Annotated in this window: 22 protein-coding genes and 1 tRNA gene; 12 read left to right on the forward strand and 11 right to left on the reverse strand. The window is 39.8% G+C overall.

Features of this window, described 5'->3' with window-relative positions; all coding sequences use genetic code 11:
• From DBR32_RS09950 to DBR32_RS09960, 3 genes are read left to right on the forward strand one after another with little or no spacing between them, the layout of a single operon-like run.
• On the forward strand, positions 1 to 768 hold the full coding sequence (locus DBR32_RS09950) for a Rossmann-like and DUF2520 domain-containing protein (protein WP_124636160.1): 768 nt from the start codon (positions 1 to 3) through the stop codon (positions 766 to 768).
• Complete coding sequence (locus DBR32_RS09955; RefSeq protein WP_124636161.1) at positions 768 to 1,532, forward strand: HEAT repeat domain-containing protein; 765 nt, start codon at positions 768 to 770, stop codon at positions 1,530 to 1,532. The genes DBR32_RS09950 and DBR32_RS09955 overlap by 1 nt, the downstream gene beginning before the upstream one ends.
• A gap of 7 nt (positions 1,533 to 1,539) precedes the next feature.
• Positions 1,540 to 2,037: an HAD family hydrolase gene (locus tag DBR32_RS09960; RefSeq protein ID WP_124636162.1), complete on the forward strand. Its 498-nt coding sequence runs from the start codon at positions 1,540 to 1,542 to the stop codon at positions 2,035 to 2,037.
• A gap of 65 nt (positions 2,038 to 2,102) precedes the next feature.
• Here the strand turns inward: DBR32_RS09960 and DBR32_RS09965 are convergent, their stop codons facing one another.
• The 4 genes from DBR32_RS09965 to DBR32_RS09980 form a co-directional block, all read right to left on the reverse strand.
• The gene (locus DBR32_RS09965; RefSeq protein ID WP_124636163.1) at positions 2,103 to 2,564 is read right to left on the reverse strand and encodes a DUF4268 domain-containing protein; all 462 of its coding nucleotides are present in this window, start codon (positions 2,562 to 2,564) and stop codon (positions 2,103 to 2,105) included.
• 127 nt (positions 2,565 to 2,691) lie between these two features.
• Positions 2,692 to 5,748 carry a histidine kinase gene (locus DBR32_RS09970; RefSeq protein WP_233559708.1) on the reverse strand — a complete coding sequence of 1,019 codons (3,057 nt, stop codon included), beginning with the start codon at positions 5,746 to 5,748 and terminating at the stop codon, positions 2,692 to 2,694.
• 81 nt (positions 5,749 to 5,829) lie between these two features.
• Positions 5,830 to 6,471: a response regulator transcription factor gene (locus DBR32_RS09975; protein WP_124636165.1), complete on the reverse strand. Its 642-nt coding sequence runs from the start codon at positions 6,469 to 6,471 to the stop codon at positions 5,830 to 5,832.
• A 1,162-nt stretch (positions 6,472 to 7,633) separates the two neighbouring features.
• The gene (locus DBR32_RS09980) at positions 7,634 to 9,040 is read right to left on the reverse strand and encodes an exonuclease domain-containing protein (protein ID WP_124636166.1); all 1,407 of its coding nucleotides are present in this window, start codon (positions 9,038 to 9,040) and stop codon (positions 7,634 to 7,636) included.
• Positions 9,041 to 9,845: 805 nt separating this feature from the next.
• On the opposite strand from DBR32_RS09980, the gene DBR32_RS09985 reads away from it, so the two are divergent.
• The gene (locus DBR32_RS09985; RefSeq protein WP_124636167.1) at positions 9,846 to 11,144 is read left to right on the forward strand and encodes a hypothetical protein; all 1,299 of its coding nucleotides are present in this window, start codon (positions 9,846 to 9,848) and stop codon (positions 11,142 to 11,144) included.
• Between the two features lie 156 nt (positions 11,145 to 11,300).
• Here the strand turns inward: DBR32_RS09985 and DBR32_RS09990 are convergent, their stop codons facing one another.
• The 4 genes from DBR32_RS09990 to DBR32_RS10005 all read right to left on the reverse strand — a co-directional run bounded on the left by DBR32_RS09990 (position 11,301) and on the right by DBR32_RS10005 (position 16,473).
• Complete coding sequence (locus DBR32_RS09990) at positions 11,301 to 11,672, reverse strand: hypothetical protein (RefSeq protein ID WP_124636168.1); 372 nt, start codon at positions 11,670 to 11,672, stop codon at positions 11,301 to 11,303.
• A gap of 360 nt (positions 11,673 to 12,032) precedes the next feature.
• Complete coding sequence (locus DBR32_RS09995; protein ID WP_124636169.1) at positions 12,033 to 12,407, reverse strand: hypothetical protein; 375 nt, start codon at positions 12,405 to 12,407, stop codon at positions 12,033 to 12,035.
• 881 nt (positions 12,408 to 13,288) lie between these two features.
• Positions 13,289 to 13,663 carry a hypothetical protein gene (locus tag DBR32_RS10000; protein WP_124636170.1) on the reverse strand — a complete coding sequence of 125 codons (375 nt, stop codon included), beginning with the start codon at positions 13,661 to 13,663 and terminating at the stop codon, positions 13,289 to 13,291.
• 284 nt (positions 13,664 to 13,947) lie between these two features.
• Positions 13,948 to 16,473, reverse strand: a complete 2,526-nt coding sequence (locus tag DBR32_RS10005; protein WP_124636171.1) for a T9SS type A sorting domain-containing protein — start codon at positions 16,471 to 16,473, stop codon at positions 13,948 to 13,950.
• 946 nt (positions 16,474 to 17,419) lie between these two features.
• Between DBR32_RS10005 and DBR32_RS10010 the strand changes: the two genes are divergently transcribed.
• Positions 17,420 to 17,974, forward strand: a complete 555-nt coding sequence (locus DBR32_RS10010; protein ID WP_124636172.1) for a hypothetical protein — start codon at positions 17,420 to 17,422, stop codon at positions 17,972 to 17,974.
• A gap of 131 nt (positions 17,975 to 18,105) precedes the next feature.
• On the opposite strand, the gene DBR32_RS10015 is transcribed toward DBR32_RS10010, so the two are convergent.
• Positions 18,106 to 18,182, reverse strand: a tRNA-Ile gene (locus tag DBR32_RS10015).
• Positions 18,183 to 18,321: 139 nt separating this feature from the next.
• Here DBR32_RS10015 and DBR32_RS10020 point away from each other — a divergent pair.
• From DBR32_RS10020 to DBR32_RS10035, 4 genes are all read left to right on the forward strand, one after another.
• Positions 18,322 to 18,636 (forward strand): DUF3467 domain-containing protein, encoded by a 315-nt coding sequence (locus tag DBR32_RS10020; RefSeq protein ID WP_124636173.1) that lies wholly within the window; start codon positions 18,322 to 18,324, stop codon positions 18,634 to 18,636.
• A 143-nt stretch (positions 18,637 to 18,779) separates the two neighbouring features.
• Entirely contained in the window at positions 18,780 to 20,312 is a 1,533-nt protein-coding gene (guaA, locus tag DBR32_RS10025; protein WP_124636174.1) for a glutamine-hydrolyzing GMP synthase, read from the forward strand.
• 68 nt (positions 20,313 to 20,380) lie between these two features.
• Positions 20,381 to 21,568, forward strand: coding sequence for a glycosyltransferase (locus DBR32_RS10030; RefSeq protein WP_124636175.1), 1,188 nt, complete (start codon positions 20,381 to 20,383; stop codon positions 21,566 to 21,568).
• A 41-nt stretch (positions 21,569 to 21,609) separates the two neighbouring features.
• Entirely contained in the window at positions 21,610 to 22,107 is a 498-nt protein-coding gene (locus DBR32_RS10035) for a hypothetical protein (RefSeq protein WP_124636176.1), read from the forward strand.
• 79 nt (positions 22,108 to 22,186) lie between these two features.
• Here the strand turns inward: DBR32_RS10035 and DBR32_RS10040 are convergent, their stop codons facing one another.
• Positions 22,187 to 22,777, reverse strand: a complete 591-nt coding sequence (locus DBR32_RS10040; protein WP_124636177.1) for a YceI family protein — start codon at positions 22,775 to 22,777, stop codon at positions 22,187 to 22,189.
• 149 nt (positions 22,778 to 22,926) lie between these two features.
• On the opposite strand from DBR32_RS10040, the gene DBR32_RS10045 reads away from it, so the two are divergent.
• A complete protein-coding gene (locus tag DBR32_RS10045) occupies positions 22,927 to 23,502 on the forward strand; it encodes a Crp/Fnr family transcriptional regulator (RefSeq protein WP_124636178.1) in 576 nt (191 codons plus the stop codon).
• Positions 23,503 to 23,531: 29 nt separating this feature from the next.
• On the opposite strand, the gene DBR32_RS10050 is transcribed toward DBR32_RS10045, so the two are convergent.
• Complete coding sequence (locus DBR32_RS10050) at positions 23,532 to 24,485, reverse strand: sterol desaturase family protein (protein ID WP_233559709.1); 954 nt, start codon at positions 24,483 to 24,485, stop codon at positions 23,532 to 23,534.
• Positions 24,486 to 24,620: 135 nt separating this feature from the next.
• Between DBR32_RS10050 and DBR32_RS10055 the strand changes: the two genes are divergently transcribed.
• Both DBR32_RS10055 and DBR32_RS10060 read left to right on the forward strand, forming a co-directional pair.
• Positions 24,621 to 25,346, forward strand: coding sequence for an energy transducer TonB (locus DBR32_RS10055; protein ID WP_124636179.1), 726 nt, complete (start codon positions 24,621 to 24,623; stop codon positions 25,344 to 25,346).
• Between the two features lie 39 nt (positions 25,347 to 25,385).
• Positions 25,386 to 26,129, forward strand: a complete 744-nt coding sequence (locus tag DBR32_RS10060) for an energy transducer TonB (RefSeq protein ID WP_124636180.1) — start codon at positions 25,386 to 25,388, stop codon at positions 26,127 to 26,129.
• Position 26,130: the final 1 nt, after the last annotated feature.

Genomic DNA, 26,130 nt, shown 5'->3' on the forward strand with positions numbered 1-26,130 from the left:
ATGAAAGTAGTGCTGCTGGGTACGGGTAATATCGCGCATTTTTTTGCACAGCAATTATCCTCACATCCGGACATAAACATCGTACAACTATACAACAGGACGCTGGAAAGTGGTCTGGTATTAAGCCAGGCTTACGGCATTCCGATCGTACAACAAATAGAAGCCATTGATACAACGGCAGATGTCTACATCTTTTGTGTCAAAGACAGTGCAATCGCGGCGCTGGCAGATGCCCTACCCTTAAAAGGTAAACTTGCCGTGCATTGTGCCGGTTCGCAACCCTTGTCGATCCTGGAAGGTTGTAGTGAGCAAAATGCGGTCATCTGGCCCGTTTATTCCATCAATAAACACAACTTGCCACAACACCGCGACGTTCCTCTAATCGTAGAAGGAAATCAGGAAGCCGCGCTGCAAAAGGCGCTTTACTTAGCCGAACGTCTCTCCGATCGCAGCACCGCAGTGAATTACCAGCAAAGGCAATATATGCACCTGAATGCGGTTATTGCGAATAATTTCACCAATCACTTATTGGCCATTTGTACAAAAATCAGCGCGGAACAACAAGTTCCTTTTAACTTTCTGCTGCCTATTATTACACAAACCCTGCAACAAGTGGAACAACACCCGCCTGAACAATTGCAGACGGGACCCGCTATCAGAAAGGATATCCCGACGATGGAGGCGCATATCCGATTACTAAAGGATCATCCCGAATGGGCTGCTGTTTATGAAAGTATTAGTGCCTCTATTTTAAAAATGTATTCGTAATGGCCTATTACGATTTACCTAAAGAGGCTCGTGCAGATTTGTTCCGGGAAATGACTGCCCTTATAGAAAAGGAAACCCATCAGGGAACATGGCACACAACCTATACCTACCTGCAGGATGAGGATACCTACATCCGCAAAAATGCTTATCTTGCCTTGGGTAAAGTATCAAAACGCAATGCTGTAGCAAAGGTAAATGCCCTTATGCGCTTAGAACAGTTGCTTGATGATACGAATCCGCTGGTGCGGCAAACGGTAATTAATGCTGCCGGTGAAATCGGTTGTTTCGATTTCGAAGCGGTATCTTTCTTTTTTGATAAGGGCCTCTTCGATCCTCACCATAGAGTAAGAAACGCGGTGATCGGATCTATTAAGAAAATGAGTGAAAAGAATCCGGTACCGGTATTGGCCTATGCAGCCCGCTTTTTACAGCATGAAGATTATGAGATACGCAGGGAGATTGTACATGGTATCGAACTAAGAGGAAGAACCCATCCGGAAGACATTTTACCCTTATTGCGGGTATTGGAGCAGGATACCAAAGCCAGGGTACGCAATACCCTAGTTCATGTACTGGGGCAGATTGCCTACAAAAAAGGTTGCCTGGAAACGGTATGTGCCGATTTAAAGCAACATTGGCAAAACAAAAAGCTTATTGCCGATGCTTTGGCCGAAATTATCGATGTGCACCATCGTTACCGTAACTTTTCTTTTTACACACAAGAGCAGGCTCGGAACTATATTGAACACTATTTTAGAAATTAATCAGACTATGAATATTTTATCTTTATTTGAACATATCAAAGTATTTGTTTTTGACATTGACGGTGTGCTGACCGACAGTATGCTGCATGTACAGGAAACAGGAGAGCTACTGAGGAGAATGAATATCAAAGATGGCTATGCCCTGCAACTGGCGGTAAAAAAAGGATACCATGTATGGATCATTTCGGGAGGACATTCTAATGCTTCTAAACGACGATTAAATAATTTGGGCATACAAGAAGTGCATATAGGCGTACAGGATAAGCTGGCTTTATTAAAAGAAAAAATGGCCGCACTGTCTATTACCACGGAACATGTTTTGTACATGGGCGATGATATGCCGGATATTCCTTCCATGCAATTTTGTGGCCTTGCTACCTGCCCTAATGATGCTGCCGTAGAGGTATGCAACATTGCTCATTATATTTCCCCTTTAAAAGGCGGCTCGGGTTGTGTACGGGATGTAATCGAAAAAGTACTAAAGATCAATAAACATTGGGAATAAAAAAACCTGTATGCATACAAAAGGCCACAATATATTGTGGCCTTTTGTATCAGCATATATCTCAATCATTTAAACAATTCAAAACCATATTGGGCATCAGCCCAAAAAGCATCCAGGGCAATGAGCCGGGGTTTAAAAAAGGAGATCAGTCTGCTCCACTCTTCTTTTCTAAACATATTGACGCCTTCAAGTTCATATCCTATCCTGCTGACCGTTTTATCGTAATCATTCAACACATCTTCTTCCCAATTCCATCGTTCTTCCAAAGCGCTTTCCAGAAGTTTTTTCAACTGGGTAAACTGTTCAAACATTAAGGCACGCATGCCTTGATCCGGATGGGATAATTCTATTGCAATACGGGCATGCTTACTATCTGCGTCAGTTTTAAAATTCAGGTATTTGATCCCCGTTTTATAATTAATCCAATTAATCTTTTGTCCTTCTGCAGACGGCACCGAAGACATATATTGCCCAAAGGTTTTCCAAAAGGTTTCTTTTATAGCTGCGGCTTCTTCTCTTGTATACAAATCCTGTTTTTAAGGCAAAAATAAATATTTTGATGTAAAGAAGCCAATATTCAGGGATTGTATATTGCCCGAATAGTGAACAAAACCTGCATATTTATAAAATCAAAAGAGGCTTATCTGTATTGGTTCAGACTTTGAGTTCTATCCGGAAACCCTCATCATATATTGCTGTCAGTACACCACCGATTTTATCGGCTCTTAGCCGCATATTATCAAGCCCCATGCCATCTGTAGGGATACCGGTCTCTTTTTTTCCGTTATCCTGAATACTTAAATAAAGGATATCTTTTCGTTTGATGAGTTTGATCACTACTCTTGTAGCATCGGAGTGCTTCACGATATTGGTTAAGGCCTCTTTAAAAATAAGATAGATGGCCTGCCTTTTTTCCGGATTAATGAATGCTTCACCAATAACCCTTTCTATTGAAAATTCATATCTTATTCCTCGTGCCGGTAACGTTTTATCTGCGAATGACCGCATGCGATCAATCATATTTTCGTATTTATCTTTCCGGTTATCCATAGACCATACTATATCTCGCATTTTCTCCATTGCATCCCGGCTCTGGCTGCTGATGTAATCCAGCGCGCCTTTATTTTCCGGCGCACTGGTATAGCCCAGCATTTCGCTTTGCACTGCCAGCCCTGATAAGATACTTCCGACATCATCGTGCAGATCCATACTGATTTTAGTACGCAGATTGGCAAGATATTGTTGCCTCTTTAATTTTTGTCGGTAACGGAGCCGCATAAATAAGGATACAATCGTGATGGTAGCCAACAAGAATAAAATACGCACCCAAATCATTCTGTGCCATACCTGCCGGATAACGATATTGATTTGAAAGTAGCGTGCATTATCATCATTCAGATCGGTAGAGGCTTTTATCTCCAGCGTATAGCTTCCCGACCTAAGGTTATACAGATAAAGGCTGCCATTCAAGGAATAATCTGTCCATTGTCCATTTTGCTCTTTAATCCGGTAACTGTAATAAACACTCCTTCCGAATTCCGGCACTGAAAAATCTATGGTTATGGTGTTATCGAAAGGTCCTAAAACAAGTTCTTTACTCAGATTGTTCCAGGCACCCAGATAATAATATTTTTTCTTCTGACTGTTAAAGACGATAATATTGGATACTTTTAAAGGCCTGATAAGCATTACCGCTTCCTGATTAAAAGGAAGTTCAGAAGGAAGAAAAGAATACAAACCATTGGTACCGCCGAAGTAATAACGGTTATCGGAGGTTTTCAGCGCTGAAGCCCGGTTAAATTCTAGGGCAGCTAAAGGGTGATCTTCATGAAGGTTATAAAATTTTTTCTTTACAACATCAAAATAGCAAATCCCGAAACTCGTACCTAAATAAAAGTTACCTGTCGTATCTACAAGCAGAGAATAAATATTCCGGTCTACCAGGTTGCCGTCCTTATTATATTGATTTTTATAGATCTTATAGGTTCCAGTCTGCGTATTTAACAATCCTAAACCACCGGCGCAGCCAAACCAAAGCCCTTCTTTGGAAAGATACAGCATATTGATGGTGGCTCCTATGTCACGTTCCATTTTGAAATACTTCTGGTCGTATTTCTTTAATAGCTTTCCGTCCTTTGTCATTAGTGCAAGACCATTCAATTTGGTAGCCAGCCAAAAGTTATTTCCGCTGGCATCCGGAATTATATCGCTGATTTCTTCTAAAGCCTCTCCAAAACTGCCTAGGTTTTTGTCCATAGGGTGCATGATCAGTTTTTTTCTCGCTAGGTCATAGCGAAACAATTTGCCTGATTCCCAGGGATAAAACCACATCGTATCTTTATTCAGGCATTGTACGGTATGCATTATTAGATTATGATCATTCTTATCTCCTAAAAAATCGTACTGTCCGGTTTTTAGATCTAATATAAGATTGCTCCAAAGTAAAGAGCCTTTCCAACAATTAAGGTCATAAGTGGACTGCACTTTGGATGACAATTGCTTCGATATCGGGAAAACCCGAAAATCGTTTGCATTTTTCGGTTTGATGAGCAATCCGTTATAAAAAGAAGCATAGATATTTTTCTGGTCATCTTCTGCCAAGCCCCTAAAACTAAGCAAAGGGTATTTTTTGTAAACTTCCGCATCAATTCCAACGAAAAATGGATTTTCCGATTTGGGTCTTTCTGTCAAGGAATACATTCCTTTATCTTTAACCAGGTAGGTATTATTCCCTGCAAATATTATTTTTTTCAATAAATTATTGAAGGGCAAACCCTTTTGCCCTTTACGCAATTCACTGTACATTCCGGAAAAATCCTGTATGCTATGGTCTTTTTTATCAATAAGATAAAAGTATATATCATTACCGATATAAACCATATCATTTTTGACGGCAAAAGCAGAAGCCCATTGCCATGAAAAAGCGGAACTAGAATAGTTTATATTGAAAAGAGCAGGCAAGGTCATATAATGCACCATTTTATCTTGCCGGGCATCCCATGTATAGATATTTTTACATTTTTGATCAAGGAAAAAAAAATGTTCTTTATCGGAATAGACTCTAAAAACGCCCCTGTTATCTGGTGCCTGGTAGCTTTTTACTTGGCTGCCATCGGCGGCAATCCGGAGAATCTGGTTATCATTGACCAGCCAGTGATAACCACAACTGAATTCAAAATGCCAAATATCGTCCTTGTTATACAAACCACTATATACCTGTTTCGCATTTTTATCATTGGTTACCCTTCTTACAAAATATGTTCCTTTTTCTCGATCAAAAGCTACGGCCATTATTTCGTTACGATCAGAAATACTCATCCTAAAATGAAAACCTTTATTGTTCTTATGCCTGGTTTCATAGCGGTACTTCACTTTACGGCTATAAGGATCAAAACAAATAAAGCTATGATAACTACCTTCCTGGACATATAGTAATCCTGCTGCTCCTTTACGGATATTTCCAAAAACCTCCAAAGACGAGTCCTTTTTCAGGGGATAGGCCGCATTGGTCTTGGAGTAATTGATTACATTGTAACCGTCATATACATGGAGTCCTTTGCTACCGGACAACCAAATATATCCTTCATTGTCTTCAATAGCATCCCAGAAAAAAACATCTTCTCCTTTTGTATTGAATTTAATCTGTGTTATATCATATTCCGGCGATATGTAGTGATACTGCGCTTGTGCCTTATAAGCAATAAGCCACAAAAAAATAGTATATATCCACCGCATATTAAAAAAAAATTTGTGCATTCAAAATAAACCTCTTAAACACGATATACCCACATCTTAATTGATTTCTCCACGCATGTATTTAGCAATGGCTTCCGTTTTATTATTAACCTGCAAAATCTTGTACATTTTTTTCACATGGCTCCTTACCGTTTCTACAGACACAAATAGTTCTGTACCAATGACATCATACGTTTTGCCATCAACAAGTCTCTGTAGTATCTCTCTTTGTCTGCTTGTTAGAATGGTTGCTTTACTTACCCTACCGCCCATTAAATAAGTAACAATCTCGCGGGCAATAGAAGGTGACATATAAGAACCACCTTCACCAACGATGTACAAGGCAGATACGATATCACTCATGGAAGCCGTTTTGGAGATATAGGAACAGGCTCCCGAACACAAAGCCTTTAATATCACATCTTCCTCTTCATATGTCGTAAGCATAACGATGTTAATATCCGGCATTTTTTCAATAATAAGCGGAATAGCCTCTAAACCAGATATATCAGGAAGCCCTACATCCAATAGTAAAATATGTGTCTGGCCCTCATACCTGCCCATCAGTTCGTCTAAAAAGGGACGTACAGCCGAAAAACGCACACCCAATTCAAATTCTTCTTGTAAACTTATATACTGCATTAAAGTATCCCTAAAAACAGTATTATCTTCTATAATGCTAACCCTTGTCTTCTTCACAATAATAAATTTTCAATTAAAACGCCCCAATAAATAGTATAAAGTGACAATATAACGATTTTTTAAAGATTCAAAATGGCTTAAACCCAGATTTTAGCAATAGCTTGAGTATCTATTTCAAAAATCAACCTATATTTCACCCTATAGGGTGATTGTTAGATTGATTAATTTTTAGCACTTTTGTATTGTCAATGAGAGCATTACACTTTTAATCCTTACAATACTAATTTACTTATATAAGATTAAATATTTGAGATAAATTTAAAAAAAATAAGAAAAAAAATGCAATATTTACCAAAGTAAATAGTAAAAAGATTACCTATGATTAAAAATCAAGGCCCATAATTATAAGAGGAAAGGGTTTATGATTTAAGAGACTGATTGTATTCAATCAGTCTCTTTTCATTTTGCGAAAGTGATTTAGCTATATTTTATTCCTTTTTAAAAATACACAGGGACAATGCTGAAAAAGAGGATACTGTATCCTGAAGCAGGGAAATAAAACGGGGAAATAAAAAAGCCCCTTAACAGGGGCTCTACTGAATTTCTCTAGAGCCCCCCCTGGAAAACCAATAGTAATACAAATCTAAAAAGAAGCAGCCATTGAACATAAGGGATTTCCCACATTTATAGCTAAATAGAGTACTTTAAGGGAAAAAGGCCCATTGTTAGAGCAAAATGAAACAATAATCTTCATATACTTGATGATCAATACAGAATAAAATCACATTACGGTTTAATAAAACAAAGAAAACGCCATTGTAGCAAACAGAACGCTTATTATACGATTATAGATGGCACGCAAACAATCCTTCAATCCGTCCGGCCCAAACTCGTTTTACGTAGATAAATATCCTTATATAGGAAGCAGCTTAAAAAAAATTCCAAAAACAAAAGGCTCCTAGAAAGGAGCCTCGATAAAATCAATCGTTGAAAAGCATTAAATAGGTTCGTAGTATTTTTAATGTCTCCTAAAAGGAGGGGTACCATTTACTTTGTAATAATTTTTTGTTGTTTATTTTTCGATAGTAAGCAAATGTAATACGGTTCCGGTTCAATATCTAAGGGAAATCCCACATATCTCTCAATGAAGTTTATAGTACTTAATGTATATGATATCCATCGCCTTAGCTTAATCTTACCGGGGAATAACCTTAGGTACTTATTCAGCATAACGATTATCGTTTAGTATAACCCTGTCTACAGGCATTACTTTATGAGGATATTTTTCAACGTAGTTACGAATCAACTGCGCCATATAGTGGTTACCATAATAGCGTGTCAGGCTGTTTTTAAGGTCTTCCGATTCAGAAATCTGTGTATAGGCGTCAATATAACCCATAGCATACAGGTTCCCCTTTTCCACCCAAATACAGCTTTGCTCTTCTGCCACCCTACCCTTATCGATAATAATAAAGCTTTTTTGCCTTTGTGTCAGATCGCTGAGGGCCAGGTATACCCTTTCGTTGTATTCCGCCAGATCAGGTAAAACTGCTGCTTCCTCAAAAACATCCTCTGTCCGGTCCGGTTTTGATGGTAACCCGAATTTACAAAACCGATGATCCAGCTGAAACTCATCGATCAAATTTCGAAGCAATACAATGCCATCATACTGCCGGTCAAATACGTGCACACACTGATGAAACTTACTTAGTTTGCCTATAGCCAAATATTGATAACCGTTCCTGGCTTCATACTGAAATAAGCCAAACTTAGGCTCGAAGCGCTTTAAAGATCGGTTATAAGCAGGCCATAAACGCTTGATTTCTATGCATTCTAAAAGTAGTGCCATCAATTCTGTCGCACAAGGCTCAAAGGAAATGGAGTAGATCTCCCGTAAAAAATGTTGCCTTTGGGGACTGATGTTATGACCGGAAAAATGCGAAGCAACCCTCTTTTTAAGGTTTACCGCCTTGCCCACGTAAATCGCTTTACCAACATGATTGTGAAAATAATATACCCCTGTGCCCTCCGGTAGCGCCTCAAAATATTCGGGAGGCAGATTTGGTGGGAGCCGCTGATCCTTTGAAGTCTTTTTAAGCATGTCTGCAATCACATTATGCGCATCCCAGGCCAATAATTTCTCAAAAAGCTCAGCTGTGGCATCGGCGTCGCCACCGGCCCGGTGCCTGTTTTCAATAGAAATATCTAAGTCGCCACAAAGATTACCTAAGCTATAGGAACGCAAGCCGGGTTTTATTTTACGGCTCATCCTTACCGTACAGAGTTTGGGGGCAGTCCACTTATAACCGGCATGCTCCAATTGGTGACGTACAAAAGAGTAATCAAAATTGACATTATGGGCCACAAATACCCGGCCCTCCAAAAGGTTAAAAACCTGCTCTGCGACTGCGCTAAAAACAGGCGCATCTTTTACCAAGTCGTTATCGATACCCGTCAAAGCAAAAATGGAATAGGGAATGTTTTTCTCCGGGTTAATGAGGCTTTCCCAGCGATCGATAAGCTCCTTGCCATTATGTATCAGAATGGCAATCTCCGTTATATTACTCCCTGCAGCATTGCCACCCGTGGTCTCAATGTCCACAATCGCATATTCTATATTTTTCATTGCCATTAAAACCCGGTGTCTATTGTAAACGATATGATATGCACTCTTTTATAGGGCATCTTCATGACTACTCAAAGTATATACAAAAATAACATTATAGGAAATACACATTTCACTTACAACACACTTCTTATTCACCTTTTTATATTTTACAAAAATGATATGTATACATAAAATATAAAGTGCGTGTTGTATAATGAATTAACTATTAAGGGAAGGCAAAGAGCAAGAGCTGCTTAAAGACAAACTAGAGGATAAAATAAAAAGAGCAGGTAGATACCCACTCTCTTGTTGTATAACGTTTAGCTCAATTAGGGATACATTGGTTTCATCCAGTTTGGCATGTCCTAATTAATACCAGTTTCTTATAGTGCAAAGGAACGACTTACTTTTTCTATTTATGTTAACCTATGTTAACATAGGAAAAATTATTTTGAACGCATAGGAATTATTGAAAACGGTATCGCATTTACCGGGCTTTAAATCACAGTATGCGCTCAGAGCACTATATATAAGAATATACATTTACGAAATTTTACGCACAATAATCAAAAGTTAAATAATAATATAGAATAATTAACATTTGTGGGATTTCCCCTTCTTTTTGGTATAGCGCAACAATATCTTTATCCGGTACTTATTCAATTTTGAGTTGTGCTTATGGATAAAATTTACGATCGTGAAAACGCTTCATTTTTATCATATAACTGCCACCCTCCTATAGCAATAAGTCTTTGAAACTTTCTGTTTCAGCCCTAATTAAGCATACAATAAGCGATTATTTTTAATTTTTAAACCTTTCAAAATGAAAAAACAAATCTTTACGATTTCAACCTTGGCCCTATTAATGGCAGGAAGCCTGAGTTCCTGTAAAAAAGATAAGGAGACCATGCCCGAAGCGGCCCGACCGAAAGTAAGTACACTATCCAACAACATTTCTTTCACCTTTTATGACTTCGGTACACAGATTGAAGAAGATGATTTTCTAAAAAACCCGGATGATGCTAATGATGAAGCCTATAACTATGTAGAATATGCTTTAACCTTAGGACTGCTGGAAATGTACAACAATCATCCTCAGTTAGTAGACCAGTTGCTTCAAAAAACAAACAGCACCCGTAACAAATGTTACAACCTGTTTAATTTTGCTGATGAAGTACCACAGGTTGATGCTATTTTTAATGCCGTTTTTGACGCCCGTTTTTCCGATTTCTCGGTTTATGGCAATAACTGGAGAGCTTATGTACAGGAAAAGTATAAGTACGATGTGCATTATACACCTTTCGTAAGATTTGCGAACAATGGCACTATTAACTTTAATATGCCCGCATATGTAGCCGCACCTTTCGAGATCAGTGAAGAAAAGTTCAGCGATTTTGACAATAATATTCCCCTTTGGATCAAAGATGGTAATGTGACGAAATTCACCACCCTTAATGAAGATATGTCAAAAGTGATCGGTAATCCGGTACTGTTGATTTCAAACGGTTTCGCAGGAGATGAATCTAACGTAACCCAACTGATCCGGGAAGAGGAACAAACCATGGTTCCTTATAAATGTACCTTCCCGAACCATCGTCATGAATACCTGACCCATCACTATTTCAAGATCAACGAAAGATATGAGGGTACCGGTAAAAGTGATTATGTGTTTGTATGGGTGGCCAGAGCAGCCTTCCGTGCCGATTTATTAAATTGGGAAAATGCTACCGTAACGGGCACACATTCCAAATCGGTTCATAAAAATGATATCGGCAAGTTATTCCATGAAGAATTTACCGTGTTCAGCCCAGATATGTATAATCCACATCCAAGATGTTTTGAGATACAACTGATGGCTTCCTACCCAAGTGTGTATAAATCATACGCTGTAGGGGCTTATGAAAAAGACTGGTATGCCGGTTGGAAAGATGTAATGAAAGCGGCCAACTCTGCAGGCGTCTACGAATCTTGGCAAGGTAGAAGAAAGTATTCTAATGAATGGTACTACTTCGATCCGAGTACAAATAATTCATATCCTTTCAATGTACGTAATCCGGCACAGCACACCACTTATTACAACTATAATAAAGGAGAATTAAGACTACACAGATGGAATTTGTAAGTCCATTGACAAGTCTGTAAATATGTACATCGCATGCNNGCATGCGATGTACATATTTACATGAAAGAAGTATTCCGAAACAGCAACTAAGATTACACAATAAAGCCCGGTAATGATACCGGGCTTTGTTTATTGAAGGGGCAAAGTACTATATCCTTAAAATATAATCAATGTTGCGTTGGCTGTTGCCGCACTCTGAGCCCAACTACCGGTAAAGAATGTGGAGCTGGTAAGACAAGGCGGAGTTGGTTGACCCAAGCTGTTAGCATAAGGATTGGACATACCAACACCAAAGCCAACATTAGTTGCTCCTCCTCCAACAATATACACAACTTTTGCCTCTGTAATATTGGTAGCAGGATAAGAATTAAACGTTGTTACGCCCGGGCCTACCGTTACAATTCCACCTCCGGCTAAACTTAAGGTATAAGAACAAGCGGTCAAATTGTTTACGGTCAATACATTTGCAGCTTTAGAAATTCCATAAGTTCCCATAAGGGCGAGTGTTGCTAATAATACTTTTTTCATAATATATTATTTTATAAAAGTTAATAATACCCGAATACGGGAATATTATTTAAAGTTATGCATAACACCCATTGGAATACTAGCTATTTTGTATGATCAATATATTCTTTTTGTAAAAATGGTTATTCATTTTGTTATCTGACAATCAACTACTTACAATCCTGACATAAGATAATGTTGTGTGCTTTTCTGATGGCATAAGCAGGGGCATCATTTGCTAAATGATATAGGATCAGATACATTATTGGTAAACAATAAACCAGGCACAAGTATTTTGTGAATAGTAAAGGTGATCCATACAACAAAGCCCCCTGGCGCCAGGGGGCTTTGTTGTTATTGGCAAGAAATCATTAAAGAATCTTAAAATATAACCAATGTTGCATTATCTGTTGGACTAGCTTGCGCCCAGCTTGCTGTAAAATAGGTACCTGTAAGGCAAGGAGGTGTTGGCTGACCAATACTGTTTGAATAAAAGAAACCATACCCTACATTAACCTGGGTAAAGTTGGTACCAGAAACATACATAATTTTAATCGCACCGATATTTAGCCCGGCACCAGAAGTATACGTTATGGAAGCACCGGCGCCAACCATTGCCCCGCCACCGCCTGATCCTGTTCCGGATATACTTAAGGTATAAGGACAAGATGTAAGATTCGTAATTGTTAAGGTATTTGCAGCTGCAATACCCGCGGTACCGGCTAAAGCCAATAATCCTAATAGTACTTTTTTCATAAAATAAAATCTTAAAGGTTAACAATGAATACGCTAATGCGATATACTCAAATATATACCATTAGCAGATTCGCATATCGGGCAATTTTGTATGTGTTATCAATCTATTTTGCCTAAAGAAGTAATTATTTTGTTAGGTACCGATGTGTTGGGCCGCTACTATAAATAATCTTTCCCGCATTTTATAACTGGAAGTCGAATCATTAAAATATAAGCGACTCAATGAGTTCAGGCATCCCATATAAAAATGTGAACTGAGTTGAGCACAGATTGTAATACACCTTAAAGATGTAATAAATAAAAAAAATTAAATTTGGATACAAAAAAAAAGCAACTATAATATTATACAAAATATCAAATGCAATTTCTCAACTGATTAACGAGTATGACAGACGATACCAACAACAAAAAAGTTCAACAGACTATTTTCTTTATATGCTTATTCGCTTTACTACTAGGCGTCATTAGAATTTTCAATGATGGATTAGCAGATATTTTTAAATTTAAAGTAATAATGCCGCAGACTTCGTGTCGTAAGGGAGAGCCATATATTTTAGTAATGATTTTTGCTACTATCGGTTTGCTACTGAGTGGTAGAAATCTGATAAAGATTAAAAGACGGCATAAAAATTAAGGCTACAGTATAATTAATGTGCACAAAGGAAACCTCTGCAGGTTCCCTGACTTACCCAATTGAAATAATCAGGACAGGTACAGAGGATTCAGACACATCTATCAAAACCGTTAGCAGGGAACAGGACTGCCGATATTGAGGCGGATTGTTGCTACATATTCAGGCTTTAACCCTATATTTTTCAATAAAAAAGCCCCCAATAAGTGTCTAACTTTTGGGGGCGCTGTAAGCCTTCGGCTTTTTTTACTTAAAATATGACCAATGCTGCATTAGCCGTTGGTGAGGCTTGCGCCCATGAGCCGGTAAACAAGGTAGATCCGGATGCAGTGATACATGGGGGTGTTGGTTGTCCCATACTATTGTGGTAAGGTTGGGTAATCCCGACGTTAACTTGCGTAACAGCCCCTCCCCCAAAAGTATACATGATTTTCACGAAATCGATATTTGCAGTTGGAAATGAATTAATTATCGTTACACCCGGTCCGATAGTTGCGTACCCGGCTCCGGAGATACTTAATGTATAAGTACATCCCGTAAGATTATTAACAGTTAACACATTTGCAGCTTCTGCCATTCCATAAGTGCCTACTAAGGCAAGTGTAGCTAAAAAGATTTTTTTCATAATTTACAATTTAAAGATTTAATGACAATTAGAGATGTCATTTAAATATATACAAATTGCACACGACTATATCTTCTATTTTGTGAGGTTAACCGCTTATTTTGTATAAATAGTTAATCATTTTGTGAAAAAATGGCCCAAAATGTGCTTTCCTTTTGTTGCCACAAAAGGACGAATAAAACGGTTGCCTATATGCTTGATTTCATATTTAATTATAATAAAGGAACCTGAATCATTATTTGACCCAGGTTCCTTTATTATTTACAGTTGTCCGAAAATGAATATTATCTTTTATGAACTTCGATTGTTTGTGATTGATTTCCAGAGATGATTTCAAAATGATATACACCATTCGGTAATGTCGAAATATCCAGCGTCACGGTCACTCCTTTAACGGTTTTATTCATTATCAGCTTGCCTTCAACATTATATACCTTTATATCCGATTGATTACTAGTTAATCCGTTGATGGTTACCTGATCCCGTGCCGGATTCGGGTATATACTCAGTGATTGCTGACAATTATTACTCAAAGAGATTGCCTTACTATACTGATACAGATCGTCTAGGTCCACAATATGCAGACGGTAATATTGTTTATCTGCTTTTGCCTGCTTATCCGTATAGCTATAAGCACTATTTCTGCCTTTAGGAGCAACAATTGTGATGGTCTCAAATATAATCCCATCATTACTGCGTTGCAAAGCAAAATGTTTCAGATTATTTTCTACACCGGTGTTCCAGTTTAGGTTAAAACTACAGTCTTTGCTCGCCCGTCCGGTAAAGCTCAGCAGTTGTGCGGGTAATGGAATACTCCAGGTTACCGTATAGGCTGCAGGCGTAGGGTCTTTTTTTCCGGCCGCATCTATCGTGGAATATTTAAAGGTTGTGGTTCCTGTACCCGCCGAGCTTGCCCCGGGGGCAATGGTTAATAAGGCAGGATTATAATTCGGTATGGGTGTACCAGCCGTAACCGCAATACCATTATACCTTAAAATATACCCATTAGTGGGTAAAGTATCGATTACAATTGACTTTCCGCTCCACGAACCTTGGGCAACCTGATCTTCCGGATCACTGCCCTGTAAGGGTTGCGTATTAAGGGTCGTCAATGTAGGCACACCGGTAGGATTATAGCTCACCGGGTATGATTCGGGTAAACGCTCAATACCAAAATTGGCATTGATGGTATTACCGCTGATCACAACGGCCAATCCACCGCCGGCTACGGCATCGTTCACACCGGCAAAACTCTCTCCCGTAGCGACCCAACCCGTGGGTAATAGCTGAGCAGGGGCAGCCTGGCCTACTTCGCCTTGCGTACTGCTTAACTGCGCCGTAAAGTTACCGTCAGGAATATTGGGTATGGTATAGGTGCCATTGGCATTTATCGGAACAGTGGCAATCACCACACCACTGCCATTCACAAGATTTATATATAATTGTGTAGTACCGGCGACACCGATTCCGGTACCATCAACGGTATTATCGGTCATGCCGTCATTATCATTAAATAGCGTGCCGGTTAGGGAGGAACAACCACCGGTAATGATCGTAGGGTCATTTGCGGTTGCCGTTGCCGGATTATCGGAAGATACCCTGTCATTGGGTAAATTCAGTTTTTCCACTCCGGTATAAGATACGCCTGCCTGGTTGCTGTAGGTGCCGGGAACCGCGGTAGCAGTGATCACAATCGTAGCACTATCGCCACGTTCTATCACACCATTCTGAAAAGCGGCTGCTCCGCTAGAACTGATCAAAGGGCCGTTGCCGGTATTGAATAGCGCATTATTGGCACCGGGGATGGCAGTACCGTTTAAGGTGGCACCGGTAATGGTAAGACCGGCGGGTACGAGGTCAAAAATATGGGTATTAATAGCCGCAAATTGGCCGGTGTTCCGAACCGTAATAGTAAAAGTAAGGGTAATCTGATTGGCTGCAGTACAGCTACTTGTTGCTGATTTACGGACAATTACATTGGGTACTGGAGCCGCACAAGAAGCGAAATCCGCAGTTCCAAAGGCGGAAAGTGTTGTTTGCGCCGCCGTATTCGTATTCACCCGGATTACACCGGTACCACCACCGGACAAATAATCTCCACTCGGAAGAAATGCGACAGAAGCCACAGCAGTCGTAAAATTAGCGATTACCGTTCCTTGCGCCAGGTTTATACCCAAATAAGTTCCGTTTGCATCATAATTTGCCGGGAAAACAGCCAGGACATTCTGACTTGTAAAAGCCCCGGTCAGGTTGCCTAAACCATCAAAAGCAATATCACCGCCACCAAAGCTGGCAGCAGTTGTGGTAATTCCGGTTAGCCCTAAATTGCCTACAACTACGGGAGCAGTATTTGGTGTCGCCGGATTAAAACGATATAAGGTGTTTAATGTTCCACCGGCATGAAAATAAATATTTCCATCTGCGGGGTTATACGCTGCTTTATTCATGGTTGCAGATAAGCCAAAGGCGGCGGTAGTCGTACCATAAGGATTCGTTGCACCGGGTGTATAAGAATAGATATTGGCCGGAGTACGGGTACTAAACCAAATGATACCGGTTGTAGGGTCTACTGCAATCGCACTTGTCCCCATTGCGGGATCTGTCGCCGCGGTACCTCCGCCAAAAACATTTCCTATGGTGGTTTCGACACCTGTAGCGGTATCAATTCTTACCAGCGTACGCTGATCGCTGCTGGATATGCCGTAAATGGTATTGGCCGGGCCACAGTTTTGTGCACTTAACCGGTATAAAGGAAACAGGGAAATTAAAAGTAACAGAAGTATGTACTTCTGAAGAAAATTTGTTTTCATGTACTAAGAAGAAGAAGAGGTTTGAAAAATGAATTGAGCTATTAGGGAACGCGTGATACTTGTCCGGAATGTGTAATAAGTGGTCTTAATTTATGATGGGCATGAGTGAGGTATCACAAGTAAAGTCTGATCGGTCAATTTTTAGCTGCTGCTTACAAGCCAAAGGGGACTAAGATGGTCACTACTATGGTGTGTTAGGGGTGATTTTCTTTTACATTGGTTGTCTATTTTAAATATAGGTGTAGGAATCATAACCCTGCAAAGATGGGGTATTAAACAGTAAATAGAAATCACCCTATAGGGTGATTTTTTAATAACAGACCACCCTATAGTGTGATGTATTAATAAATAAATTAATAAATAATTTTCTATATTACATTGGTGAGGGACAGACAACATTTGAGCAAAGAATAGGCTTAAGCAGGGCTGCAATTATTAATATAACAAACTCATTTAAAGCACATTAACTAAATAACATTGCGACCAAACATCCAGAGTTAAATATAAATTGGCTTTCAAACCGGTGAAGGAGATATGCTATTACCACAGCTATGGATAATAAAAAAGCCCCGGAGCCGTTGCCATAGATAGGGCAATAAAAGAGACAAATCTTAAGATAGCTCAAATTTCAGGAAAGGGTGACCAGCATGCCGAGAGCGTAATAAAACTTTTTCAGCTACTTGCAGATGTAATGAATGAGCAAAGGAAAATCATTGAAAGGCTGAACAATGCAGATGCCGTTCTTTCTGCGAAGGAATTAAAGCAAAAGGGCATAAAGTACATAAAGTAAGGGTACAATATCTGCAGAACGAGAGGGCTTTTCTACCATTATAATGTTGATCCCTTAACAATATATTGATTTTCTATAACTTCGCGACAAATTGATAATTTAAATACGATATTAAGTTTAGCATACGCCATATTGTGGTACTATAAATATTCAAGTATGAAATTGAGACTTACTTTATTAATGTTACTCCTCAATATTTTGGCATTTGGTCAAAATAAAGAAGTAAACGCATTAAACAATTATTACTTAAACGCGATTGGTATAGGAATAGGGTTTTCATCCATAAATAGTATACAAATGGATTTAAAAGTTTCAAAGAAAAGAGGCGCTTTTTATTTTTCATTTACAAATGAACTTGGTACGACGAAGGGTAAATATGTAAAGAAAATTCTGAGTAATTATGGACAAACGCTTATTAACAGCGGAATAGATCGGGAATCCTATTCTATCGGCTATTCCAGGCACTTAAATAAAGCTTTATCTGTTTCCGGGGAAATCACTTATGGGATTAACTATGGATACAAAAATTATAGTGATGACAATTTTTCCGGCGGTGGATACCATGTACTCAATAAAGAAAAGGACCTCTTAGGATTTGGGCTCAGGCTAAATTATAGACCTATCCAATATTTAGAAATATCAGGAGGATTTAACACTATCTCTAAGGCAAATTTTACAATCCTATATTATCCCTTTGTATACAGCAAATAATTACTGATTATAAGATAACAAAAGCCCCGGTTAGCTATTAATCGGGGCTTTATTTTTGGCAAAATGTGTAAGGTTTGTGTCCGCAAAAAAAATAGCGTTTCGAGCAAAGATGCTGAAACGCTTTCTGGTATTGGTGGTCCCACTCGGGCTTGAACCAAGGACCCTCTGATTATGAGTCAGATGCTCTAACCAACTGAGCTATAGGACCGCACGGTATTTACTTTTACCGTAAAAGGATTGCAAAGATAATGATTTATTTTTGCCAACAAAATTTAAAACCAATTTTTCAATAATTCACGCAAAAACCTATATTTGCTATAAATTATTCATCATAAAAAATAACTAAAATGTCTGAACAACAAAATCAGGATCAAGGAATCAATATCGAATTAACAGACGAGCAAGCGAATGGTACCTATTCTAACTTAGCGATTATTACACACTCTTTCTCTGAATTTGTGTTTGACTTCATTAGCGTAATGCCGGGTATGCCAAAAGCAAAAGTAAACTCCCGTATCATCATGACGCCGCATAATGCAAAACGTCTGATGAGAGCATTGATTGATAACGTAAAACGCTACGAAACACAAAACGGTTTAATTAAAGACGAGCAGGAAGGTGGTGTACCAATGAACTTTGGTGGTGCTGCAGGAGAAGCTTAATAAGCACTAAAGATAAAAAAGAACAGGCAACAGCNNGCTGTTGCCTGTTCTTTTTTATGTCCGGCACTTTTATTAACAACAAATAAATCGTAATTTTGCCCAAAATTTTCTAATCGCTTTTAGGCAAAGCCTCTTCTTCAACAATGACGGAAAAAATATTAATCCTTGATTTCGGTTCTCAATACACACAGCTTATAGCCCGTGCCATTCGCGAACTCAATGTGTATTGCGAAATCGTACCTTGTTTAAAACCCATAGAAATTACTCCGGATATTAAAGGTATTATCTTATCCGGTAGTCCTTTTTCGGTAAATGACCCGAATGCACCCAAGCCCGATGTGAGCCAGTGGAGCAATCAGGTACCTGTACTTGGGGTATGTTACGGCGCGCAATTGATCGCCCAACAAAACGGAGGAATCGTCGCTAAATCGAACAGCCGTGAATATGGCCGTGCTCATTTAGTGATGGAAAATCAGGAATGTTTTTTAAGTAACATCAGCGAAGGTTCTCAGGTATGGATGAGCCATAGCGACAGCATTAAAGAATTACCGGAAGGATTTACGCTATTGGCCAAAACCGATAGTATTCCCGTAGCCGCTTATCGTGTTGATACCTATAAACAACCGGTTTATGGTATTCAGTTTCACCCTGAAGTAACGCATAGCACCGAAGGCAGGAAGATGATTCACAACTTTGTGGTGGATGTGTGTAAATGTACCCAAAGCTGGACTTCTGCTGCCTATGTTGAAGAAACTATTGCCGGTTTAAAAGAACGCTTAGGCAATCAAAAAGTAGTGATGGCTTTAAGTGGCGGTGTAGATTCTACCGTAGCTGCTACCCTCATTCACAGAGCAATTGGCGAAAACCTGTATTGTATTTTCGTAGACAACGGCCTGTTGCGTAAAAACGAATATGAAGAAGTATTAGAAAGCTATAAAGTATTAGGACTAAATGTAAAGGGAGTTGATGCCAAAGACCGTTTTTACCAAAAACTGGACGGTGTAAGCGATCCGGAAGGCAAACGTAAAATTATCGGCGGCCTTTTTATCGACATCTTCCAGGAAGAAGCCCATTTATTGGAAAACGTAAGTTTTCTGGGACAAGGCACGATTTACCCGGATGTTATCGAATCGGTATCGGTAAATGGCCCTTCTGTAACCATCAAGTCACATCATAATGTGGGTGGCCTGCCGGAGAAAATGAATATGCAATTGGTAGAACCCCTGCGCTTTTTGTTTAAAGATGAGGTACGCCGTGTAGGAAAAGAATTAGGTATTCAGGCTTCTTTCCTGGAACGCCATCCTTTCCCGGGGCCAGGCTTAGGAATCAGAATCCTTGGTGCAGTTACCCCCGAAAAAGTACAAATGCTGCAGGATGCAGATGATATATATGTAAACCTATTAAAAACAACCGGAGAATACAATAATGTATGGCAAGCCGGTACAATCTTATTGCCCGTACAAAGTGTAGGCGTAATGGGTGATGAGCGTACATATGAATTTACCGTAGCCTTAAGAGCCGTAACTTCTGTAGATGGCATGACCGCAGACTGGGCACACCTTCCTTACGAATTCCTGGCCAAAGTATCGAATGATATTATCAATAAAGTACGCGGGATCAACCGTGTGGTATATGATATCAGTTCAAAGCCACCGGCAACAATCGAGTGGGAATAAGTTCCCGGATTATTATATTTTTGAAAGCCATTATACTTGTAATGGCTTTTTTACTGTTTTATAGATAAATGATGAAACTTTTATTCGCGGCTAACCGGTTTCCTTACCCACCCTACAGAGGAGACAAATTAAAAATATACAATCTTGCCAAAAGACTGTCGGTAAAGCATGAATTGCATTTGCTGACTTTTCTGGAAGACGAAACGGATCTGCAATACCTGGAAGAACTTAAAAAAATCTTTACGGAAATCCATCTGGTCAAACTCCCTAAGAAGCAAAGCTACTGGAATGTCCTGAAAGGCATTATGAGCACTAAGCCGCTACAAGTCGCCTACTTTGAGTCTGCTGCCATGCATGAAAAAGTAAAAGACCTGCTGCATCAGCACACATACGATGCCGTCCATGTACAGCACCTGAGAATGGCACAATATTTTGAACACCAATACCAGGTACCCAGGATTCTGGATCTGCCCGATGCCTACTCTTTATATTGGAAACGCAGGATAGAAGCCACCTCGGGATTCAAGAAAATATTCAACAGCATAGAATTTAAACGGGTTAAAAAATATGAGCAAGTACTCAACCGGTTTAACCAGACTTTAGTGTGCTCCAAAGAAGATAAAAACTGGCTGGAACAAGAACAGCATATCCATAAAGTGGGTATTCTGCCCAATGGTGTAGACACGACAACCTTTCACAACATCGCCCACGACTATACCCAGGAAAAGACGATACTCTTTACCGGTAATATGGACTATGCCCCTAATGTAGATGCAGTGCAGTATTTTGCAAAAGAGATATTCCCCATACTGCAGCAACAGTTTCCAAAGGTAAAATTCGTTATCGCAGGACAAAGACCGGTAGAAGCTGTGCTGGCCCTGCAAAGCGACTCCATTGAAGTGACCGGATTTATTAAGGACCTGAAAGAAGTTTATAAAACGGCAGCTATAGTAGTGGCCCCTTTGCGTTTTGGCGCCGGCACGCAGAACAAAGTACTGGAAGCTATGGCCATGGCCGTTCCCGTGGTCAGTATGAACGTCGGTTTTCAGGGATTGAATATTGAATCGGGCGAAGGTGTGATCCTGGCTACAGATACCACAACCTTTATCAAAGCCTGCTCCGGTTTACTGGCCGATAAAGCACAAAGACAAACCGTGGGAGAAATGGGTAAACGCGTGATCCAGACACAATTTGACTGGGATGTGGTTAGCGATAAATTAATACAATATTTCAACCTGATCCTTAGGAAAGCTTAAGCAAAATAAATACTTTAGCGCCTCATAAAAATCCTTAAAACATGATCAACCAATTAATAAAAATATTTACCATTTTAGTGCTCGCTGCTGGTATACCCTCTTTAAGCCAGGCACAGCAAAAAACAGTAATCACCCAAATCTCCAATCCCGGAAGAATATTTCCTTCCTGTGAACTGGAAGAAAGCAGGCAACAGTTGCAACAACAGTTCGGCCCTGAAAAAGCCGATCAGATCATTCGCCTGGTTAAAGCGTCAGGCTGGCCGGCACCGCTTAATAATGTGAGCAGCCGATTGGAGGAAAGTTCGCAACAGGCCATAAAGAAATACAAGGTACGCACTATGGCAATAATCGATGCAAGGTATTGTCTAGTATCAATAAGCGCAGCAGACAATCCGGGTATGGATGCTTCCTATTTTTTACCTTCAGGGCAGCTTTTCTATATGTTTGTGGGTAGCGATGGTATCAAAAACCCGGTTGCGCCACCCCTGGTCAAAAAGAAAGCTACTGCTGCACCGGTAAAAACTAAAAAGACTAAATAATCAGCACTTCATCATAAAAAAAGGGTGACAACAGATGTTGTTACCCTTTTTTGTATTTTCCTGCAAAGGAGAAGAATTATTAACCCTTCACTAGTTCCGTATTAATCACGATCTCTACCGTATTGCCTACAGCAGGTACCCCGCTGGGTAATTTATCATTATAAGACAAGTTAAAGTCCATGCGGTTAATGCTCGTTTTTGCGGTAAAACCAGCCCTAGTTTTTCCCCATGGATCGGTAATGATACCGCCATTTTGCACTACATTGAAGGTAACTCTTTTGGTTACGTCTTTGATTGTCAGATCAGCCACCAGTTTATATTGATTGCCTTTTACTTTTGTAAAAGAAACCGATTTTAAAGACATGGTACCATATTTTGCGGCATTAAAAAAATCAGGCGATTTCAGGTGACCATCCCGCGCTTCGATTCTTGTATTGATGCTGTTTACATCAATGTCGAACGCTATGGCTGCACCGTTAAAATCTTTATCATTTTTAGCGTCTACACCACCGCTTACTTTTGTAAATTCACCATCTACAAAGCTAATGCCTAAATGTTCAATAGAAAAACGCGCATTGGTATGTGCCGGGTCTGCCGACCATTTTACCTGCGCAAAAGTGCTGCCAAACATTAATAGGGCAACGGATAATAATTGAAGTGTCTTCTTCATCTTTTTGTTTTTGAAAGGATTAATTTATAATGCAAAGTACGGGCAGCCTTTTCAGCAAAAACTTGATGTATGTTAAGTTTTTAGAACTTTTATCCTCAAAGAATATGCCGATTATAAATTATTTTCCAGGAATAAGCTAACTTGCCAGGATGGAACAGGCGCTTTTCAGGCACTTTAATCAGTTTATTAGCCTTAGCACAGAAGAATTTAGTACATTGATACCCTATTTCCATATCCGCAAGCTCAAAAAGAAAACCATTTTTATCAGAGAAGGAGCATATGCCAACAGTATTGCCTTCCTTATAACAGGTTCCATGCGTGCCTACCACATTTCAGAAGGCGGTATAGAACAAGTGACCCAGCTTGCTTTGGAAAACCATTGGGTATCGGATCTCTATGCTTTTCTGAAAGGAACACCCACAACCTTAACAATAGAAACCATAGAAGACACGGAATTTCTCGAGTTTTACAGCCACGATATGGATCGGCTATACGAAACCATGCCAAAGATAGAACGTTATTTCCGGATCCTTTTTCAAAACGCCTATGTACATACCCAACAAAGGCTCAATGCAGCTTTAAGTATTCCGGCGGCAACGCGGTATAGCCAACTGATCCATACCCATCCCGAAATCGCGCGGCGTATTCCGCTACACCATATTGCTTCATATCTGGGCATTACACCCGAAAGCCTGAGCCGGATCCGAAAAAAGATCATGCAATAAAAAAGACCGGCCTGAGACCGGTCTTTGATTTAATAATTTGAGATTACTTCTTCTTCCACCACCACCACTTCCGCTGCTTCTTTCTTTTTCGCCTCCTCATACTTACGATATTTATCGCTCGTCATCCTGCTGCCATCATGGCTATAGCCCGGCTTATCAAAAAGATAGCCCATACGCTGTTTCCAGCTCAGTTTAGGTTGGGTTACATCTTTCCAGATTTGTGCAAATTCGTGAAAAACAATGGTCACCGCATTGGGTTTAACCAGGTTCTCCGTCAATCCGTAGCGAATCGGTTCATATTCCTCGGTTGTCAGTTCCTTTTGAAAAGTACCAAACATCTTATCCCATATAATCAGGAACATACCCATGTTCCGGTCTAAATATTTAGCATTGGAGGCATGGTGTACCCGATGATGAGAAGGGGTAACAAATATTTTCTCCAGGAAACCCAAGTTGCCGATCGATTTGGTATGAACCAGCGTACCCCATATTTGAGTCGCTGCAAATACAAACATTACATCTAAAGGTTCGAATCCAAGGAAAACCAAAGGAATAAAATACACAAAGCGGTATAATGGTTCCAATACAGAAGAACGGAAACCAACAGAAATATTATAATGTTCCGCACTATGATGGGTCACATGCGTTGCCCAAAAAAAGCGAATAAAATGATCGTTGCGATGCAGCCAATAAAATAAGAAATCTTCTAAAATCACCAAGCTTACCCAATAGAACCAACCTTTATGCTCCCAGGTCACAAAAGTATGTTGGAAACAAAGACTGAAAATATAGAAATAAACCACCCGGAAACTCAGGTCAACCACAAAGTTGAGCAGGGATAAATAGATGTTTTGAATCGTTTCTTTAAAAGTATAGAAAGTCTGTTTACGGATATTGGCAAGAATCAACTCTGCACCGATTACCACCGCATATATCGGAATCTGGGTAATGAGCAGTACCTGTTCTCTGAAATTGGTCATCATAAGGCAAATACTTTATACAAGGATCAGGATATAATCCGCTCTTGAAAACGCTGCAAAATTAGGTAACTTTGCGCAATTGTGCACTTATTTCTATAATTTATAACAGCTCAAAATCACACTACCCCCTACTATACAATGAAGAAATATTTTATCCCGGCGTCCTTTTTAATACTCCCTAATTTACTCTTGGCACAGACAAATGTGCAAACCGAAAGAAAAAATACAGAAGAAGTGTTTAAAGTAGCTGATATCCCACCCAAAGCAGCTTATAATTTCAACACTTATCTTTCCGGTAACCTTCAATATCCTTCAGCAGCCATTGAGGCTAATATTCAAGGCAAATTATACGTATCTTTTGTGATCGAAAAAGATGGCACCATATCTACGGCAAAAGTCATAAAAGGAGATACCCTTGGCGGGGGACTACCTGAGGAAGCCTTGCGCGTAATCAATACCATGCCCAAATGGGAAGCCGGAACTATAAATGGTCAACCCGTACGCTGTGCGGTCACGACACCAATTAATTTTCGATTAAAAGAAGCAGATACCGTAGCTTACACTGAGGAGAATGTCCCACCCAAAGCGCCTTATGACTGGAACCACTATCTGTCTCAAAATGTACGATATCCGTTTGACGCCAGAGAAAAAAGGATACAAGGGAAAATATATATAAGTTTCGTTGTTGGGAGAGACGGCACAATATCCGATGTGGCAATTGCAAAAGGCAAAGAAATAGGTAATGGGCTGCCTGAAGAAGGAATACGCGTAATCAGTTCTATGCCAAAATGGGAGCCCGGGAGACAAAAGGGTGTCCCGGTACCTTGTTACTTCACTGTACCCATCAATTTCAGGGTTCAATAACACCACCTGATTTATTATAACGCTATCTTTATCATCAATATGAAAATATTTTTCAAGCTTTTAATCCTTGCCGTCACGCTTAGGCCTTCTTTGTCCGCACAGGAATTAAATACCCCAGCGCCACAAGCCAAAAATGAAGTCCTAAGTATGGTTGAGGTACTCCCCAAGGCTCCATATAATATACGCGATTACTTAAGCAAAAATGTGCGCTACCCTGCCAAAGCGATGGAGTCCGATATACAGGGCACCGTGCAGATTACCTTTATCGTGGAAAAAGATGGCAGCATCTCTACCGTAAAAGCTAATGGCAATAGACCCGGAGGCGGATTAACAGAAGAAGCCATACGCGTTGTACGTGCGATGCCCAAGTGGCAGCCCGGCATGAATAAGGGTGTTCCGGTACGCACCTTCTTTGCGATACCAATCACATTTAAGCTGGAAGATGACATCATTGTAGATAAAGACACCACCGTCTATCGCAGTGTACAGGTACCCGCTAAGGCTTCCTACGATTATACACAATATATCAGCCAGCACCTCAAATACCGGAAAGAAAACAAGGCAAACCCTAATGTTGGAAAGGTATATGTAAGCTTTATTGTTGAAAAAAATGGAAGCCTATCCCACATTAATATAGATCATAAAGGAAAAGAAATGGATAACCAACTGGAAGAAGAACTAAAACGTGTAGTCAGTACCATGCCCAAATGGACACCGGCACAACATAAAGGCTTACCCGTACGTTCCTACTTGAGGATGCCCATTAATATTTATCTTCGATAAC

Source organism: Taibaiella sp. KBW10, assembly GCF_003852495.1.
Lineage (GTDB): Bacteria > Bacteroidota > Bacteroidia > Chitinophagales > Chitinophagaceae > Edaphocola.